Raw genomic sequence first — 15,403 nt, 5'->3', positions numbered from 1 at the left:
CCAACTCCTATCTAAACAGCGCCCGCACCCCTTCCAAGGCTTCGGGATCGGCCAGGAGCACCAGGTAGTCGCCCTCGTTCAGAACCGTGGCGGCCGGGGGGTTGGCCACGGTCTCGTCGCCGTGGCGCACCGCCAGGACGGTGACCCCGTGGCGCTGCCTCATGGCCAGCTCGGCGATGGAGCGGCCCACGCTGACCGCGCCGGGGTTCACCTGCAAGGTGGCGATGTTCACGTCCGGGATCATGCGGCAGATCTCCTGCTGGGCCCCGCCGGGGGTGGCCAGGGTGCGCAGCATCTCGTAGCCCTCGGCCCGTAGCGCGGCCACCTGGCGCTCGATCTCGTCCTGGGGCACCAGAAAGCGTCTGAGCACCCGCGCGAAGATCTCCACCGCGGTTTCGTATTCCTCGGGCACCACCTCGTCGGCCCCCAGCTCGTAGAGCGCCTCCATCTCCTGCAAGAAGCGGGTGCGCGCGATGACGTACAGGGCCGGGTTCAGGTCCTTGGCCGTGGCCACGATGTGGCGGGCGGCCACCGGGTCGGCGATGGCCACCACCAGCACCCGCGCCTTGGAGAGCCCCGCGTGCTCCAGCACCGCGTGGTTCATGGCGTCGCCGAAGATGATGGGTTCGCCCTTGGCCTCCTCGCGGTTCACCGTGGAGGAGTTCATCTCCACCACCACGTAGGGGATGCCCGCCGAGCGGGCCGCGCGGGTCACGTTCTGGCCATTGATGCCGTAGCCCACCACGATGACGTGGCCCACCATCTCGGGCACCCCGTGCTCCTGGGCCTGAGCCTCGGCCCGGCCGCCGTGGTGTAGGCGGGTGAGCAGAGGGGTGCGCCGGGCCAGGCGCTGGCCCAGCCAGACCATGGCCGGGGTCAGGGCCATGGTGAGGACCGCCACGTCCAGCATGAGCTGGTAGGCGTTGGCCGATAAGAGTCCCAGCTTGATGCCCCCCCGGGCCAGGACAAAGGAGAACTCGCCCACCTGGGCCAGGGTGAGCCCCACCCCCAAGGCCACCCGGAGCGGCAGGCGGAGCGCCAGGGCCGCGCCCCCGGCCAGGACGCCCTTGCCCAGGATAACCAGCCCGGTGCCCAGGGCCACCCAGCCGGGATGGGCCAAGAGGAAGCCCAGGTCCAAGAGCATGCCGATGGAGACGAAGAACAGGCTGGTGAACAGGTCCCGCATGGGGATGACGCTGCCGATGGCCTGGTGGGAATAGCGCGAGCCGGCCAGGATGAGCCCGGCCAAAAACGCGCCCAGGGCGAGCGACAGCCCTGCCCAGGAGGTGAGCCAGGCCACCCCGAAGAGCACCACCACCACCGCGATGATGAACAGCTCGCGGTTGCGGGTGGCGGCCATGCGGTCCATGAGCCCCGGGAAGACCCAGCGGGCCCCCACCAGGATGATGGCCATGGCCGCCAGGCCCTTGAGCAGAAGCTCCCAGCCCACTTCGCCCATGGGCTGGGCCCCGGCCGGGACGGTGGCCAAAAAGGGCATGGCCAACAACATGCCCACCACGGCCACGTCCTGGAAGATGAGGATGCCCAGGGAGGTGCGCCCGCTGGGGCCGTCCAGGGCGGCGCGGTCTTGCAGGAGCTTTAGCACGATGGCCGTGCTGGACAGGGCCACCACGAAGCCGATGAACACCGCCTGGCCCGGGGTCTCGCCCAGGGCCAGGGCCGCGCCCGCGCTGGCCGCCACGGTGAGCCCCACCTGGAGCGCGCCGCCGAGTAAGGCGGGCCGCCGCATTTGTTTTAGCTGGGTGGCGGAGAACTCCAGGCCGATGGTGAACAGCAGGAGGATGATGCCGATCTCGGCCAGGGTCTCCACCTCGTGCACCGAGGAGATGAGCCCGAAGCCGTGGGGACCGGCCAGCACGCCGGTGAGCAGGAACCCCACCACCGGGGGCAGCTTGACCTTATGGAACAGGTAGACCACCCCGGCGGCCAGGGCGTAGATGATCACGATGTCTTTGAGCAGCACGCCTTCCATGTACTCATCTTAGAAGGGTCCGGGGAGGAAGGGAAGAATAACCGGCAGGCGGCCGCGACTCGCCAGAACGCGCCGCTTTAAATTTTTTAGAGAAATAGTGTAATTTGGTGGAACTGAGCGAAACCTGACAGGTCGAGAAGCGAAGGGGGGCTTACATGGCTAGCACAGACTCTTCCGTGAAAAGCCTACTTACAAAAGCCGAGAAAAATTTGGTTTCCTTTGAAGAGGATCACTTAGGTCGGGAACCGCTTGCTTCGACGCTGAGCCAGTTGGCGCGAACCGTGACCCAACCCTTTGTTTTGGCAATTGACTCCCCTTGGGGTACGGGGAAGACGACTTTTCTAAAAATGTGGCAGGAAATGCTGCAAAAGGATGGCTGCTCCGTAATTTATTTCAATGCTTGGGAAAATGATTTTGTTGAAGACCCGCTTTCTGCCTTTTTTGGTGAAATCGAAGGGCTTGTGGAACAAATAAAAAAGCAGGGGAAAGGCACAAAATTAATCGAAAAATATTTGGAAGATATTAAATCACACGGGAAGGGCCTTATAAAAAATGCCATACCAATCCTCCTTTCAATCGTGACTAGAGGAGCTATAGCATCATCTGGAATAGAATTAGACAAACTAAATTTACAGAACGAAAACTTTGAAAATTTAGTCAAGGGAGTCTCAGAAGACATTATTGTAAACTATAGAAAGAATAAAGAATCCGTAATATATTTTAAAAATAGTTTGGAAAAATTTGCAAGGCAAATCCGCAAACAGTACGGCGATAAATATCCTCTGATCATTTTTGTTGACGAATTGGACAGATGTCGTCCTGATTTTGCAATCAAACTGCTCGAGAGAATCAAGCACATTTTTGATGCCCCAAATGTTATGTTCGTCCTTGCTATGGATATGGAGGCGTTATCGTCCGCAGTTGCGAGGATTTATGGCCTGAAAATGAAAGAAGAAGGTTATTTGTTGCGCTTTTTTGATTTCAAAATTGAATTGCCTCCTCCTGATCGTTTTGAATATACATCATATCTTTTGACGCAGTTTCACCTGGAAGAGGCATTGTCGCGTTGGCATGACCCAACAAAGAATGATTTCGGTAAATATATAGGGATGATTGTCGGTGAATTGTGTGGAATTCACAATGTTAGTTTGCGCCAGCAAAACCGAATGATGACGGTTTTGAATATGGTGCTACGTGCGGTTGATTATAAGCATGGAAAAGTCGGACAGTTAGACATAGAATCCGTAATGGCCTCGGCTTTTATGCCAGTAATTTTTACGTTCTTTAAAGTAATTAGGCCTGATATTTATTGTTTCATCAAGGCAGGAAAGGCAGATGCAATCAAAAGCGCTTTCCCTCTTGAGCCCGGGCCAGTCGACAGGAAAAGGATCTTACCTAGAACAATTGGGAGGGCGTGCATTGAAATGTTTTGCGCTAGATTGACAAGAGAAAATGATTTTTACTCTTGGGCAACAAATTATTTTAAACAACAACAAAATAGTGATGATCAGTATAAGGAAGTTAAGCGCCATTGGGAGGCAAATTTTGCTGGCATGTTGTTACACTATCCTCAGATTTATGAAAACAAACTCTTCGAAATTATCGAGCTAATGTGGCGTTAAATTAATTTTTACCCATTGTTGGCTACTTTATAGCAGCCTGGGCATCGCCTTTAATACCAGAGCCCTGTCCTCTCTCCTATGTCTTTCCCCTTGCCTCCGCCCCTCCTCCCGCGATACCTAGGGTAGACTGGATACAGGCGCCGCACGCCCATCTCACCGGGAGTCAGACATGGACAGCTATCCCCTCTTGTTCGAGCCCATCACCCTGAACCAGCTTGAGCTAAGGAACCGCATCGTGGTTCCGGCCATGCATCTGAACTGCACCCCCGGCGGGGCGGTGAGCGACCAACTGGTGGCCTTTTACCGCGAGCGGGCGGCCGGAGGGGCCGGGCTGATGATCGTGGGCGGCTGCGTGATCAACCAGAAGGCGGGCGGCCCCATCTTCGTGAGCATCATGAAGGACGAGGACATCCCGGGATTTGAGCGCCTGGCGAAGGCGGCCCACCAGCACGGGGCCAAGATCGGGGCCCAGCTCTACATGGCCGGGGCCTACTCCCACTCCATGCTCATCGGCGGCGAGGCGATCAGCGCCAGCGCCCACACCTCGCGCTACACCAAGGAAGACTGCCGGGCCATGAGCCCGGAGGAGATCGCCTCGGTGCAGGACGACTTCGCGGCCGCCGCCCGGCGGGCCAAGGAAGCGGGCCTGGACATGGTGGAGATCCTGGGCTCGGCGGGCTACCTCATCTGCCAGTTCCTCTCGCCTTTCATCAACCAACGCGAGGACGAGTACGGCGGCTCCCTGGACAACCGCATGCGCTTCGGCCTGGAGACCATCGCCAAGGTGCGGGCCGCGGTGGGCGACGACTTCTGCGTGGGCATCCGCATCGCGGGCAACGACTTCGTGCCCGGCAGCCACACCAACGAGGAAGCGGCGTTGTTCGCCCAGGCCTGTGAGAAAGCCGGCGTGGACCTGATCAACGTCACCGGCGGGTGGCACGAGACCCGGGTGCCCCAGATCACCCAGGAGCTGCCTCCCGGCGGCTTCAGTTACCTGGCGCGGGGCGTCAAGTGGGCGGTGGACCGGGTGCCCGTGGCCGCGAGCAACCGCATCCACAGCCCGGAGCTGGCCGAGGCCATCCTGGCCCGGGGCGACGCGGACCTGATCTGCATGGGCCGCCCCCTGCTGGCCGACCCCGAGCTGCCCCTCAAGGCCCAGGCGGGCACCTCGGAGCTGATCCGGCGCTGCGTGGCCTGCAACCAGGGCTGCTTCGACGCCATCCCCCAGATGAAGCCGGTGGGCTGCATGGTCAACCCCCGGGCCGGGCGCGAGGCCAAGGACCCCGGGCCCGAGCCCGTGGCCGCGCCAAAGAAGGTGGTGGTGATCGGCGGCGGCCCGGCGGGCTGTCAGGCGGCTCTCACCGCCGCCGGTCGGGGGCACAGGGTGACGCTCATCGAAAAGGCCACGCGCCTGGGCGGGCAACTGGCCTGGTGGAACCAGCCCTTGATGAAAAACGACTTCGGCTCCATCCCGGCCTGGCAGGCGGCCACCCTGGAGGACCTGGGGGTGGAGGTGCTGCTGGGGACCGAGGCCACGGCGGACTCGGTGGCCGCGCTTAATCCCGACGCGGTGGTGCTGGCCACGGGCAGCGCGCCCGCCACGCCGCCCATTCCCGGCGCGGACGGGGACAACGTCTTCACCGCCTGGCAGGTGATCCGGGGCGAGGCCCTGTGCCGGGGCCGGGTGGTGGTGATCGGCGGCGGGGCGGTGGGCCTGGAGACGGCCCTGTATGTGGCCCGGCAAGGGGCGCTCACCCCGGAGCAGACCTACTTCATCGAGCTGTTCGGGGCCGAGACCCCGGAGGTGACCGGCCGCCTGGTGGCCCAGGGCAGCCACCCGGTGACGGTGTTGGAGGCGCTGCCCAAGATCGGGGCGGGCATCGGGCGCTCCACCCGCTGGATCACCTTCGGGCTGATCAAGCGCTTCGGGCTCACGGTGCACACCAAGGTGAAGGTGACCGCCATCGGCGAGGGCACGGTGAGCGCGGTGATCGACGGCCAAGAGCAGGAGCTCCAGGCCGACACGGTGATCCTGGCCACCGGCGCCAAGCCCCAGGACGGCCTGGCCGCCGCGCTGGAGGGCAAGGGCCTGAAGGTGGTGGCCGTGGGCGACTGCGGCGGCGGGGCCGACGCCCTGAACGCCATCCGCAGCGGCTACAAGGCGGGGGCCGGCCTATAGGAGAAAGGAACATGCCATGAAGGTGTTCGTCACCGGGGGCAGCGGATTCGTGGGCACCACCCTGTGCGCCCGCCTGGCCGAGGCGGGGCACGTGGTGACCGTGCTGACCCGCAGCGAAAAAGGGGCCGAGCGCCTGCCCAAGGGGGTGGCCGCCTGCCTGGGCGACCCCACCGCGCAGGGGCCCTGGCAAGAGACCGCCGCAGAGCACGACGCCTTCGTGAACCTGGCCGGGGCCAGCATCTTCAACCGCTGGAGCATGGAGTACAAGGCCCTGATCCGCTCCAGCCGGGTGCTCTGCACGCGCAACCTGGTGGAGGCCATGGGCCGGCGGCCCGGGGACGCCGCCCCGGCGGTGCTGGTCTCCGCCTCGGCGGTGGGCTATTACGGCCCCCGGGGCGACCAAGAGCTGAGCGAGGAGGCCCCGCCGGGCAGCGACTTCCTGGCCGAGGTGTGCAAGGCCTGGGAGGACGAGGCCGCCCAGGCCCGCCAGCACGGGGCGCGGGTGGTGACCACCCGCTTCGGCATCGTACTGGGGCCGGGGGGCGGGGCCCTGGGCCAGATGCTGCCCCTGTTCCGGCTGGGCCTGGGCGGCCCCCTGGGCAGCGGCAAGCAGTGGTTCTCCTGGATTCACCAGGCCGACTTGGTCGAGGCGCTCTTGTTCTGCCTGGAAAAGGAGATGAGCGGCCCGGCCAACTGCACCGCGCCCCAGCCGGTGCAAAACCGCGAGCTGGCCGCCAGCTTGGGGCGGGTGTTGCACAGGCCAGCCTTCTTGCCCGCGCCCGGCTTCGCCATTCGCCTGGCCATGGGCGAGATGGGCTCCATCGTGCTCACCGGGCAGAGAGTCGTCCCGCAGGCGCTGATGCGGGCGGGCTTCACCTTCCAGTTTCCGGAATTAGATGGCGCGTTAAAGGACCTGCTCGGCAACTAGGGGGATCGCATCATGCTCAGCTTCTTGGCGGGCCTCATCTCCGTGGCCGCCCTGGGGGTCATCGCGGCCGGGGTGCTCAACCAGTGGGCCCTGGTGGGCTTCCATCTGGCCGCCTGGCAGGTGAGCGCCAGCCTGGCAGCGCTGTATATGCTGGGCTGGTTGCTACGCGCTCAAAAGGCGGGGGCCTCGTCCAATCCGGCCCTGGCCTGGCTGGCGCGCCTGCACGGCGCCCTGGTGCTGCTCATCGGCCTGGCCCTGTTCGCGGCCATTCCGGCCATGTGGTGGGGAGTCATTAAAAGGCTGGCGTCGGGAACAATCAAGGGCGGGTAGCAGGACCGGCCGGCTTCGCCAGGCAGCCATATACTGTGTCGCGGTCGGCGCTCGTTTCCTCGGCGTATTGGCATATACGCCTGCGGAACTCGCTGGCCCGCGCCTTGTCTATGGCTCCCTGGCTGTGCCGGGGGTGTCGGGTGTCGTCCAAAGCTTCATTGGTGTCGTCACGCCTCTGGCTGCCAAGGGGCCGCAAAAAACCCCCGCCCGGCACGCGCCGGACGGGGGTTCGCGATTTCTGACGGTTCGGGGGCCTAGAGCTCTTCGGCCACGCCCTTGCCGTAGTCCTGGCCGGCCTTGATGCCGTCCGGGGTGTCGATCATGTCCTCCACCAGGTTCATGGAGCCCAGCTCGGCGGGCTTCATCTTGAACACGTACTGCATGGTGTCGAAGATGATGCCCGGCGCGTCGCCGCTGTGGGTGTAGGAGCCGAAAGACCCGGCCAGCTTGCCGCCCAGCCCGGCCTGCTCGGCCTTGAACAGGAACTGCTGCATGCCGCCGGTCATGTTGCGGTGGTAGGTGGGCGAACCGAAGATGTAGGCATCGTAGCCCTTGAGCTCCTCGGCGTCCTTGATCTCGGTGATGGGCTTCACCACGGCCTCGGCGCCGGTGAAGCGCACGCCCTCGGCGACGTAGCCCGCGATTTTCTCGGTGTGACCGGCGCGGCTGGCATAAGCGATAAGAACCTTGGCCATTCAGTTTCTCCTTTGTGGGCTGCCACGCCCAAGCGGCGGTGTACGGCAGGTCTGCGGCGTGGCGTGGTGATTAACGACTTAGCTTGATAATAATTACTATAACTATAAGGCGTCGCAGCCGGTAAGCAAGCTCAAAACGGGCCGCTCTTTCCATAATAAGCGCACATGGCCCGGCCAAACAACGAGGCCCGGCCCGAAAAGGCTAGATGAGGCTCAGCGGGTCCACGTCCACGATGAGGCGCACCCCGTCCGGGGGCGGCCCGGCCTGGTGGCGGCCCAGGCGTAGGATCTCGGCGGCGGCCCCGGCGGTGGGGCTTTTGATGAGCACCAGCCAGCGCCAGCGGCCGGCGGCCCTGGCGATGGGGGCCGGAGCCGGGCCCAGCACCGCGGCGCGGGGCTCCACCTTGGCCCGGGCGCGCTCCAGGGCGCGGGCCAGGGCCTCGGCCGCGCGGCCGGTGGCCGCCTCTGAGGCGCCCTCCAGGCGCAGGCCCACCAGGCGGGCGAAGGGGGGGTAGCCCAGGGCGCGGCGCTCGTCCAGCTCCTCGGCGTAGAAGCCTTCCGCGTCGTGGGCCAGGGCGGCGACCACCGCGTGGTGGTGGGGATCGAAGGTCTGCACGATGACCCGGCCCGCCTCGCCCTCGCGCCCGGCCCGCCCGGCGGCCTGGGTGAGCAGGATGTAGGCCCGCTCGGCGGCGCGGTAGTCGGGCAGGCTCAGGGCCTGGTCGGCCAGCAGGATGCCCACCAGACCGATTCCAGGAAGGTGGTGGCCCTTGGTGAGCATCTGGGTGCCCACGATGACGTCCAGCTCTCGCTTGGCCACGGCGCTGAGCACTTGGCGCAGCTTGGCCGGGCTGGAGGCCGCGTCGCGGTCCAGCCGCCCCAGGCGCATCTCCGGGAACACCTCGCCCAGCACCTCGCTCACCTGCTCGGTGCCCAAGCCCAGGGGCTTTAGCTCCGCCTCGCTCTGGCCACAGGAGGGGCAGGCCTGGGGGACAGGGGCGCTGTGCCCGCAGGTGTGGCAGATCAGGGCGTTTTTGCGCTTGTGCAAGGTAAGGCTCAGCGAGCAGGCCGGGCAGCCCACCCGCCGCCCGCAGGCCGGGCAGATGAGCGCCGGGGCGAAGCCGCGCCGGTTCAGGAACAAGATGGCCTGGCGTCCCTGCTGCACGGTCTGTTCAATTGCTTGCTTTAACTGAAGGCTCAAAAAGCCGCCAACCAGCCTGCCCGCGCTTTTCAGGTCCACCACCTCCATGACCGGCAGCACGGCTTCCTTGATGCGCTTGGTCATGGGCAGCACGGTCAGGCCGCCGGATTGAGCCCGCTCATAGGTGGTCACCGCCGGGGTGGCGGTGCCCAGCACCACCGGGCAGGCCTGCTCCTGGGCCCGCAGCAGGGCCAAATCGCGGGCGTGATAGTGCAAGCGGTCGTTTTGCTTGTATGATTCGTCCTGCTCTTCGTCCAGGCAGATCACACCCAAATCAGCCAGGGGAGCGAACACCGCCGAGCGGGCCCCCACCACGATGGGGGTCTCGCCCCGGGCGATGGCCAGCCATTGTCCCCGGCGCACCGCCGGGGAGAGCCCGGAGTGCAGCACCGCCACCTTGTCCGGACCGAAGCGCTCCTTGAGCAAACCCTCTAAGCGCAGGCAAAGGCCGATCTCCGGGGCCAGGACCAGGGCCGAGCGCCCCGCCTCCAGGGCGGCGGCGCAGGCGGCCACATAGACCTCGGTCTTGCCGCTCCCGGTGACGCCGTAGAGCAGAAATGGCTTAAATAAATGATCTTTTATGGCCGGTTGGATCTGGTCAAGGGCGGCGGCCTGCTCCTCGCTGTAGGCCTCGGGCACCGGCTCGGGCAGGATGGGTCGCCCGATGAGGTCCTTGACCACCGGCCGGTGGCTCAGAGAAAGCCAGCCGCCCGACTCCAAACGGCGGGCTATGGCGGTGATGCCCGGAAACTCGGGGCGCAGGGTGTCCAGGGCGGTGGGGCCTTGTTCGAGTAAAAGCTCCAAGACGCGTGCGCCCTGGGTGCCGGGGCGGGGGGCCTGCTCCGGGTCACCCTCGCGCCAGGCGGCCCAGGCGGCCTGGGCCTTGCCCGGGGCCTTGATGGCCGCCGGTTCGGAGCCCCCCAGCCCGCCGGGCAAGGACCAGGCCAGGGCCTGGCCCAGAGGGGCCTGGTAATAGGCCGCGAGGCGGGTGAAGAAGCCAAGTAATTCAGAAGGGATAAGCTGTGGGGTGCCCGCCTCGTCCAGCACGTCGGAGATGGGCTTGAGGCCCGTGGTGTCGCCTTCCTGGGGCTTGCCCAGGGCAAAGGCCAGGCGGGGCCTGCCCCTTAGGGGCACCAGCAGACGGGTGAGGGGCTGGATCAGGGGGGCCAGCTCCGGGGCCACGGCGTAGCTCAGCGGCCGCCAAAGGGGGGCGGCCACGGCCACATCCAATCTTAGGGCCAAGGCCCCTCCTATAGCTTGAGCCCGGTAAGCTCGCTGGCCCACTCCAGGAAGCTGGGACGCTTCTCCTGGGTGGCCATGGCTTGCAGGGCCGGGATGGTGTTGGCGCCGGATTTCCAGGAATGAATGGGCTTTAGGTTGGCGCGCCGCACGTAGGCCGTGGGCAACAGGAAGTTCAGGTCGCCCTGCACCGGCTGGAAGTAGAGGAAGCCGTCCTTGACCGCCATGGGCATGGCCAGTCCCTGCTCGCGGGCGGTGCTCAGGGCGATGGCGGGCGAGGGGTAGTGGTTGATGTTCTTGTTCAAGTAAATGATCTCACTATTGTCGATATCGCCGAGCTGGAACGACTCGATCATCACGTTGCGCCCCAGCTTGGAGTCCCAGAAGCAGGCCCCGCCCTTTTGGGGGTTTTCCGGGTGGTTGGTCACCACCTCCATGACCATGCGGTTCCCCTGCTCGCCCAGCTTGAGGGCCGTGGCCAGGCCGGTCATGTCCAGCGATTGGCTCAGATAGTCCAAGTCCTCGATGTTGAAGGATATCTTGTCCTCGAACCCCTCCAAGAGGGTGCGGAAGGTGGTCCAGGGCAGGCGCTCCTTGTTGCCGTCCTCGTTGCGGTAGACCTGGTTGTCCATGGTGGACTGCAAGAGCATCTGGCCGTGGTTGTGCAAGCGTAGCGGCGAGGAGATGTCGTAGAACCAACCCTTCTTGCCCAAGCTGAAGCCGTGGAAGGACTTCTGCACCATGAACAGGACCTTGCCCGGATCGAAGCCGTAGAAGTTGGCCTGGTGGAAGTCCATCTCCACGCTGGTCACCGAGGCCTCGTTGACGATGATCAACAAGGTCTGGCTTTGCAACACCTTGGCCGGGTCGCGTTTGTTGTCCTCGGCCAGGTTGCTCAGGTCCCAGGCCAGCTGGAGCATGTGGCGGCGGCCCAGGCTCATGGAGGTCAGCTCCATGGGGTCCACCGGCCAGGAATTCAGGCCGGTGAGTCGCTGCATCACCTCGCCGTTCAGGTCCAAACGGGGGTTGATCAAATACTTGGTGCCCAGCCCCAAACGGGTGGCCTCCCCGGCGCAGGTGTGCTCCAGGAGCACCTTGCCCGCCAACAGGGCCGAGGTGGCCGCGCCCAGGTCCTTGGGGCCGATGCTCTCCTCGTCGATCACGAAGATGTCCTTGGGCGGCTCCAGGCTTTTCAGGCGCGGGTAGGCGTTGAGCTGGTTCTCCGCTTCGGCCACTCGCTCCAGCGTGGTCAGGCCCTTGAGGCGGCTCTTGGCCATTTCCTGGCAGGAATTGATATAAGTAGCGAAATCGCTCAGGTCGAGGGCTTGGGGGTGGGATGGGTCCAGCATGGCTTCCGAATACGTTTGGGGGTTGGCGGGCCGATGATGCTATGGGGCCAGGTGCGTCACGCCCTAGTGCATATATAGCATAGTATGCCCGCGCGCCCAAACCGGGCCGCGCCGCCCAAAAAGAAAGCGGGGCCCCGCAGGGCCCCGCCGAGGTGGTTTTGGTATGGATTATCCGGCGTTTAAGGCACGGCGGTCCGCCATGTCCACCAGCACGCGCTCGTCGCCCTTGTCCAGGCCCAGGGCTTGGCGCTTCTTCTCGATGTGGGTGATCATCTTGGTGGCGATGTCGTGGGGGTCCAACGCGAAGTCCCACTTGCCCATGCCCCGCTCCTCCAGGCCGTTGAACATCAGGTCGTGGAACTTGGTGCCTTCGATCATGGGGAAGGTGACGCCGAAGATGGTGTACACGCCCGAGGCCACGAAGTACTGGCCGATGGCGATGGCCTTCTCGCTCATGTACTCCGGGGCCGCGCCGGCCACGGGCAGATCGGCGATGGAGTTGCCCAGGCCGCCCGCCTTGACCATGGAGCACACGGCGGTGAGGATGCGGCTGTTGTCCACGCAGGCGCCCAGGCCCAACACCGGCGGGATGCCCACCGTCTCGCAGACCTCTTGCAGGCCCGGGCCGGCCAGGTGGGCCGCCTCGGGGGTCAACAGCCCGGCCTTGGCCAGCGATATCTGGGCGCAGCCGGTCATGACCACCAGGATGTCGTTCTTGATCAGCTCCTTGACCAGCTCGGTGTGCACCCAGTCCTGCTTGACCCGGGGGTTGGTGCAGCCCACCACCCCGGCCACGCCACGGATGCGGCCGTTGATGATGTTGTCGTTGAGCGGGGTGTAGGAGCCGCGGAAGCTGCCGCCCAGCATGTAGTTGACGTACTCGTCGGAGAAGCCGAACACGCCCTTGTCCTTGCGCTTGGGGATATCGATGGGCGCGCTGCGCTCGGCAAAGCGCTTGATGGCCATGTCCACCACGGTGTCGGTGCACTCGCGGGGGTAGGTCTCCTCGAACTCCACGTGCATCACGCCCTCGATGTGGGCGCGGGGGTTGGTGGTGAACAGCTTGGTGCCGTAGCAGTCGGCCACCTTGGCCAGGCCCTGCTTGATGCACTGCACATCCACGGCCATGGCGTCCACCGCGCCGGTGACCAACACCGCCTCGGTGCTCATGAAGTTGCCCGCGTGGGGGATGCCCTTGCGCGAGAGCATCTCCAGGCCGGAGCAGCACATGCCCACCAGGTTGATGCCCTTGGCGCCGGCGGCCTCGGCCTTGGCGATCATCTCGGGGTCACTGACCGACATGAGCATGGAGTCGAAGAGGTTGGGCTCGTGGCCGTGGATGATGACGTTCACCTCGTCGGCCTTCAAGACGCCCATGTTCACCTCGCCCACCACGGGGTAGGGGGTGCCGAAGAGTATGTCGCCGATCTCGGTGGCCACCATGGAGCCGCCCCAGCCGTCGGACAAGGCACAGCGGCTGATCTGCTTGGACAGGTTGTCGTAGTCCTGGTCCATGCCCATGTGGGTGCGGTTCATCAGCTCCATGATCTCGAGCATGGCCCCCCGGGGCACCACGCCCTCGTTGCGCCAGGTCTCCACCGTCTTGGCCGGAGCCCGCTTGATGAAGGGAATCTCGCCCTCGGTCTGGGTGTAGGTCTTTTCCAGCTCATGACAGAGATCCATGGCCACGTCGTGGAACTCGCGGTCCTGGGTGCGGATGCCCAGCTCCTCGGCCACCTGCAACAGCTTCTCCGGGTCGCTGATCTCGTAGTCCGGGATCTCGCCGGTGATCACGCCCTTGAACAGCTTGAGCATCTCGAAGCCGTGGTCGGTGTGCGAGGCGGTGCCGGTGGCCACGGCCCGGCCGAAGTTGCGCGACTGAATGGTGTCGATGGTGGCCCCGCATACGCCCACCTTGCCGTAGGGGTCCTTGGCGTTGAGGCGGCAGGGGCCCATGAAGCAGTTCTTGCAACAGGCGCTTTTTTCGCCGATGGGGCACGCCTTCATGGCCTGGGCGCGGTCAAAGGCCAGCTCCACCCCGTCCTCGCGGGCCTTGGCCAGCATCTTTTGGGTGGTTTCGCAGATGGTGAGGTCCTTAGGGTCCAAAAGTTGGCTCTTTTGGCTCTTGTCATCCTTACTCATGGCGCATCCTCTTCCCGGTGGCCAGGCGCGGTGCGGCGGCAACCGGCATTTAGGGGAATGAATTCTATTACTGTTGTAATTCTAAGTCCCCGCGCGGAGCCACGCCAGCTAAGTAAGCGATATTTTTATGCTTGATTGGCTTCGTCCGAAATAGAAGCCAGTGAAAACAAGCCGTTGGAAGGGGTCGAAAATAAATAGGTTTAGTGGGAGATAGGCTCCGCCAGCCAGCAAAAGGGGTCGCGCTCGGTGAAAACGTCCCGGCCCGCGCCATGGGCCACGGCCAGGCAGCCGCCGCACACCTCCCGCAGGGAGCAGGGGGCGCAGGCGCTGGGCCCGGCCCGGTAGCGCCGGGCGAGCTCGCCGTCATACAGCTCGCACAGGGGGGTTTCGAAGAGGTTGCCCAGGGGCGAGGGGAACTTGCGGCAGGCGTGCACCTCGCCCTCGGGCAGCAGGGCCAGGAAGTTGAAGGCCGCGCCGCAGCCGTAGCCGGTGCAGCCGCCGCCGGGCGGGCCGCCTTGCTCATGGGCCAGCAGGTTGAACAGGTTGTCCTTCAGACACATGTGGGGCTGGCTTTCGGCTTCGGCGGCGTACTCGGCCAGGAAGTCGCGGAAGCCGCCTTGCCCGGCCATCACCAAGGAGGCGCCCTCGCCCACCAGGGTCAGGCGGTTGAAGTTGAACTGGTCCGTCTTGTCGGCCAACAGCCGGGCCAGGGGGATCACCTGCTCCTGGTTGTCCCGGCTCAGGGTGAGCATGACCATGGAGTAGACGTTCAGCTCCTTGAGCAATTCCAGGAACTTCAGGGTGCGCGCGAAATGTCCCAGCCCCCGCATCCGGTCGTTGTGTTCGGCCAGGCCCTCCAGGCTCACCTGGAAGAAGGCCGGCGGCGCGATGGCCAACAGCCTCTCCAGCTGCTCCCGGCCACAGGGGTTGGCCAACAGGGCCACGGTCAGGCCCTGGTCCACGGCGGCCTGGTAGAGCGCGGGCAGCTCGGGGTGCAGCAGGGGGTTGCCCCCGGTGAAGGAGATCTGGCCGCGCACCCGGCGCTCCCGGCAAAAGGCGGCCATCTGCGCAATGACCTCTCGCCCCCGCGCCAGGCTGACCGGCGGGCGGTCCGAGCGGTCGTAGCAGTGGGGGCAGCGGAGATCGCAGGCCTGGGTGATGTGCCATTGCAGGGTGAACCAGTCGCTGGACAGGTACTCATCCGGCGCGGCGGGCCCGGCCTGGGGCGCCTCGCGTTGCAGCAGCGAGGGGGGGTTGAGCAGCAGGCCCGCCCGGGCCGCGGCGGCCAGGGCCTCCAGCACCGCGCCGGGCAAAACGCCGCCCTGGCGGGCGGTCTCCCGGGGGTCGCGCCCCTCGGCCACCACCTTGAGGGCCAAGAGCTCACTCTGGCTCAGCTCGGCCAGGGCCGCCTCGCCGTCCGGGGCCTTCCAGGCCGCCGCGAACACCGGCTCTTCGGATGGCGCGGGCTCGCCGCCCTGGCCGTTGAGCAGGGTGGCCAGGCCGCTCCAGGCCACCGGCTCCACCACCAGGCTGGGGTTCAAATGCCAGTCCCCGCCGCCGGGGTGGCGCGGGGGCTCGGCCGCCCGGGCCGTGGCCCAGGCCCGCTCCAAGCGGGCCAGGTCTTGGCTGTAGGGTTGCTCAGCAGACATGGATATAGCTCTCGCCCAAAAGCAAGGCGCCCCGGCGGGGGATAGCCCCCCGGCGCGCCCTGGGGCGCCGCGCGCC

Annotated in this window: 10 protein-coding genes; 4 read left to right on the top strand and 6 right to left on the bottom strand. The window is 65.2% G+C overall.

Annotation, left to right across the window (positions count from 1 at the left end):
- Positions 1-7: 7 nt before the first annotated feature.
- Complete coding sequence (locus KQH53_19025) at positions 8-1,993, bottom strand: cation:proton antiporter (GenBank protein MCB2228776.1); 1,986 nt, start codon at positions 1,991-1,993, stop codon at positions 8-10.
- Between the two features lie 155 nt (positions 1,994-2,148).
- On the opposite strand from KQH53_19025, the gene KQH53_19020 reads away from it, so the two are divergent.
- The 4 genes from KQH53_19020 to KQH53_19005 all read left to right on the top strand — a co-directional run bounded on the left by KQH53_19020 (position 2,149) and on the right by KQH53_19005 (position 7,052).
- A complete protein-coding gene (locus tag KQH53_19020) occupies positions 2,149-3,615 on the top strand; it encodes a KAP family NTPase (GenBank protein MCB2228775.1) in 1,467 nt (488 codons plus the stop codon).
- A gap of 169 nt (positions 3,616-3,784) precedes the next feature.
- Positions 3,785-5,794 carry an FAD-dependent oxidoreductase gene (locus tag KQH53_19015; protein MCB2228774.1) on the top strand — a complete coding sequence of 670 codons (2,010 nt, stop codon included), beginning with the start codon at positions 3,785-3,787 and terminating at the stop codon, positions 5,792-5,794.
- A gap of 16 nt (positions 5,795-5,810) precedes the next feature.
- On the top strand, positions 5,811-6,722 hold the full coding sequence (locus KQH53_19010; GenBank protein MCB2228773.1) for a TIGR01777 family oxidoreductase: 912 nt from the start codon (positions 5,811-5,813) through the stop codon (positions 6,720-6,722).
- Positions 6,723-6,734: 12 nt separating this feature from the next.
- Entirely contained in the window at positions 6,735-7,052 is a 318-nt protein-coding gene (locus KQH53_19005) for a hypothetical protein (protein MCB2228772.1), read from the top strand.
- A 254-nt stretch (positions 7,053-7,306) separates the two neighbouring features.
- Here the strand turns inward: KQH53_19005 and KQH53_19000 are convergent, their stop codons facing one another.
- From KQH53_19000 to sbtM, 5 genes are all read right to left on the bottom strand, one after another.
- Positions 7,307-7,747, bottom strand: a complete 441-nt coding sequence (locus KQH53_19000; protein ID MCB2228771.1) for a flavodoxin domain-containing protein — start codon at positions 7,745-7,747, stop codon at positions 7,307-7,309.
- Positions 7,748-7,949: 202 nt separating this feature from the next.
- Positions 7,950-10,190, bottom strand: a complete 2,241-nt coding sequence (gene priA, locus KQH53_18995; GenBank protein MCB2228770.1) for a primosomal protein N' — start codon at positions 10,188-10,190, stop codon at positions 7,950-7,952.
- Between the two features lie 8 nt (positions 10,191-10,198).
- On the bottom strand, positions 10,199-11,536 hold the full coding sequence (locus KQH53_18990) for a hypothetical protein (GenBank protein MCB2228769.1): 1,338 nt from the start codon (positions 11,534-11,536) through the stop codon (positions 10,199-10,201).
- 168 nt (positions 11,537-11,704) lie between these two features.
- On the bottom strand, positions 11,705-13,678 hold the full coding sequence (cooS, locus tag KQH53_18985; protein MCB2228768.1) for an anaerobic carbon-monoxide dehydrogenase catalytic subunit: 1,974 nt from the start codon (positions 13,676-13,678) through the stop codon (positions 11,705-11,707).
- A 200-nt stretch (positions 13,679-13,878) separates the two neighbouring features.
- On the bottom strand, positions 13,879-15,327 hold the full coding sequence (gene sbtM / locus KQH53_18980; GenBank protein ID MCB2228767.1) for a selenobiotic family peptide radical SAM maturase: 1,449 nt from the start codon (positions 15,325-15,327) through the stop codon (positions 13,879-13,881).
- Positions 15,328-15,403: the final 76 nt, after the last annotated feature.

The sequence above is a fragment of the Desulfarculaceae bacterium genome, assembly GCA_020444545.1.
Classification (GTDB): domain Bacteria; phylum Desulfobacterota; class Desulfarculia; order Desulfarculales; family Desulfarculaceae; genus Desulfoferula.
The sequence above is the reverse complement of the archived record's forward strand: the minus strand, read 5'-3'. Positions and strand labels throughout refer to the sequence as shown.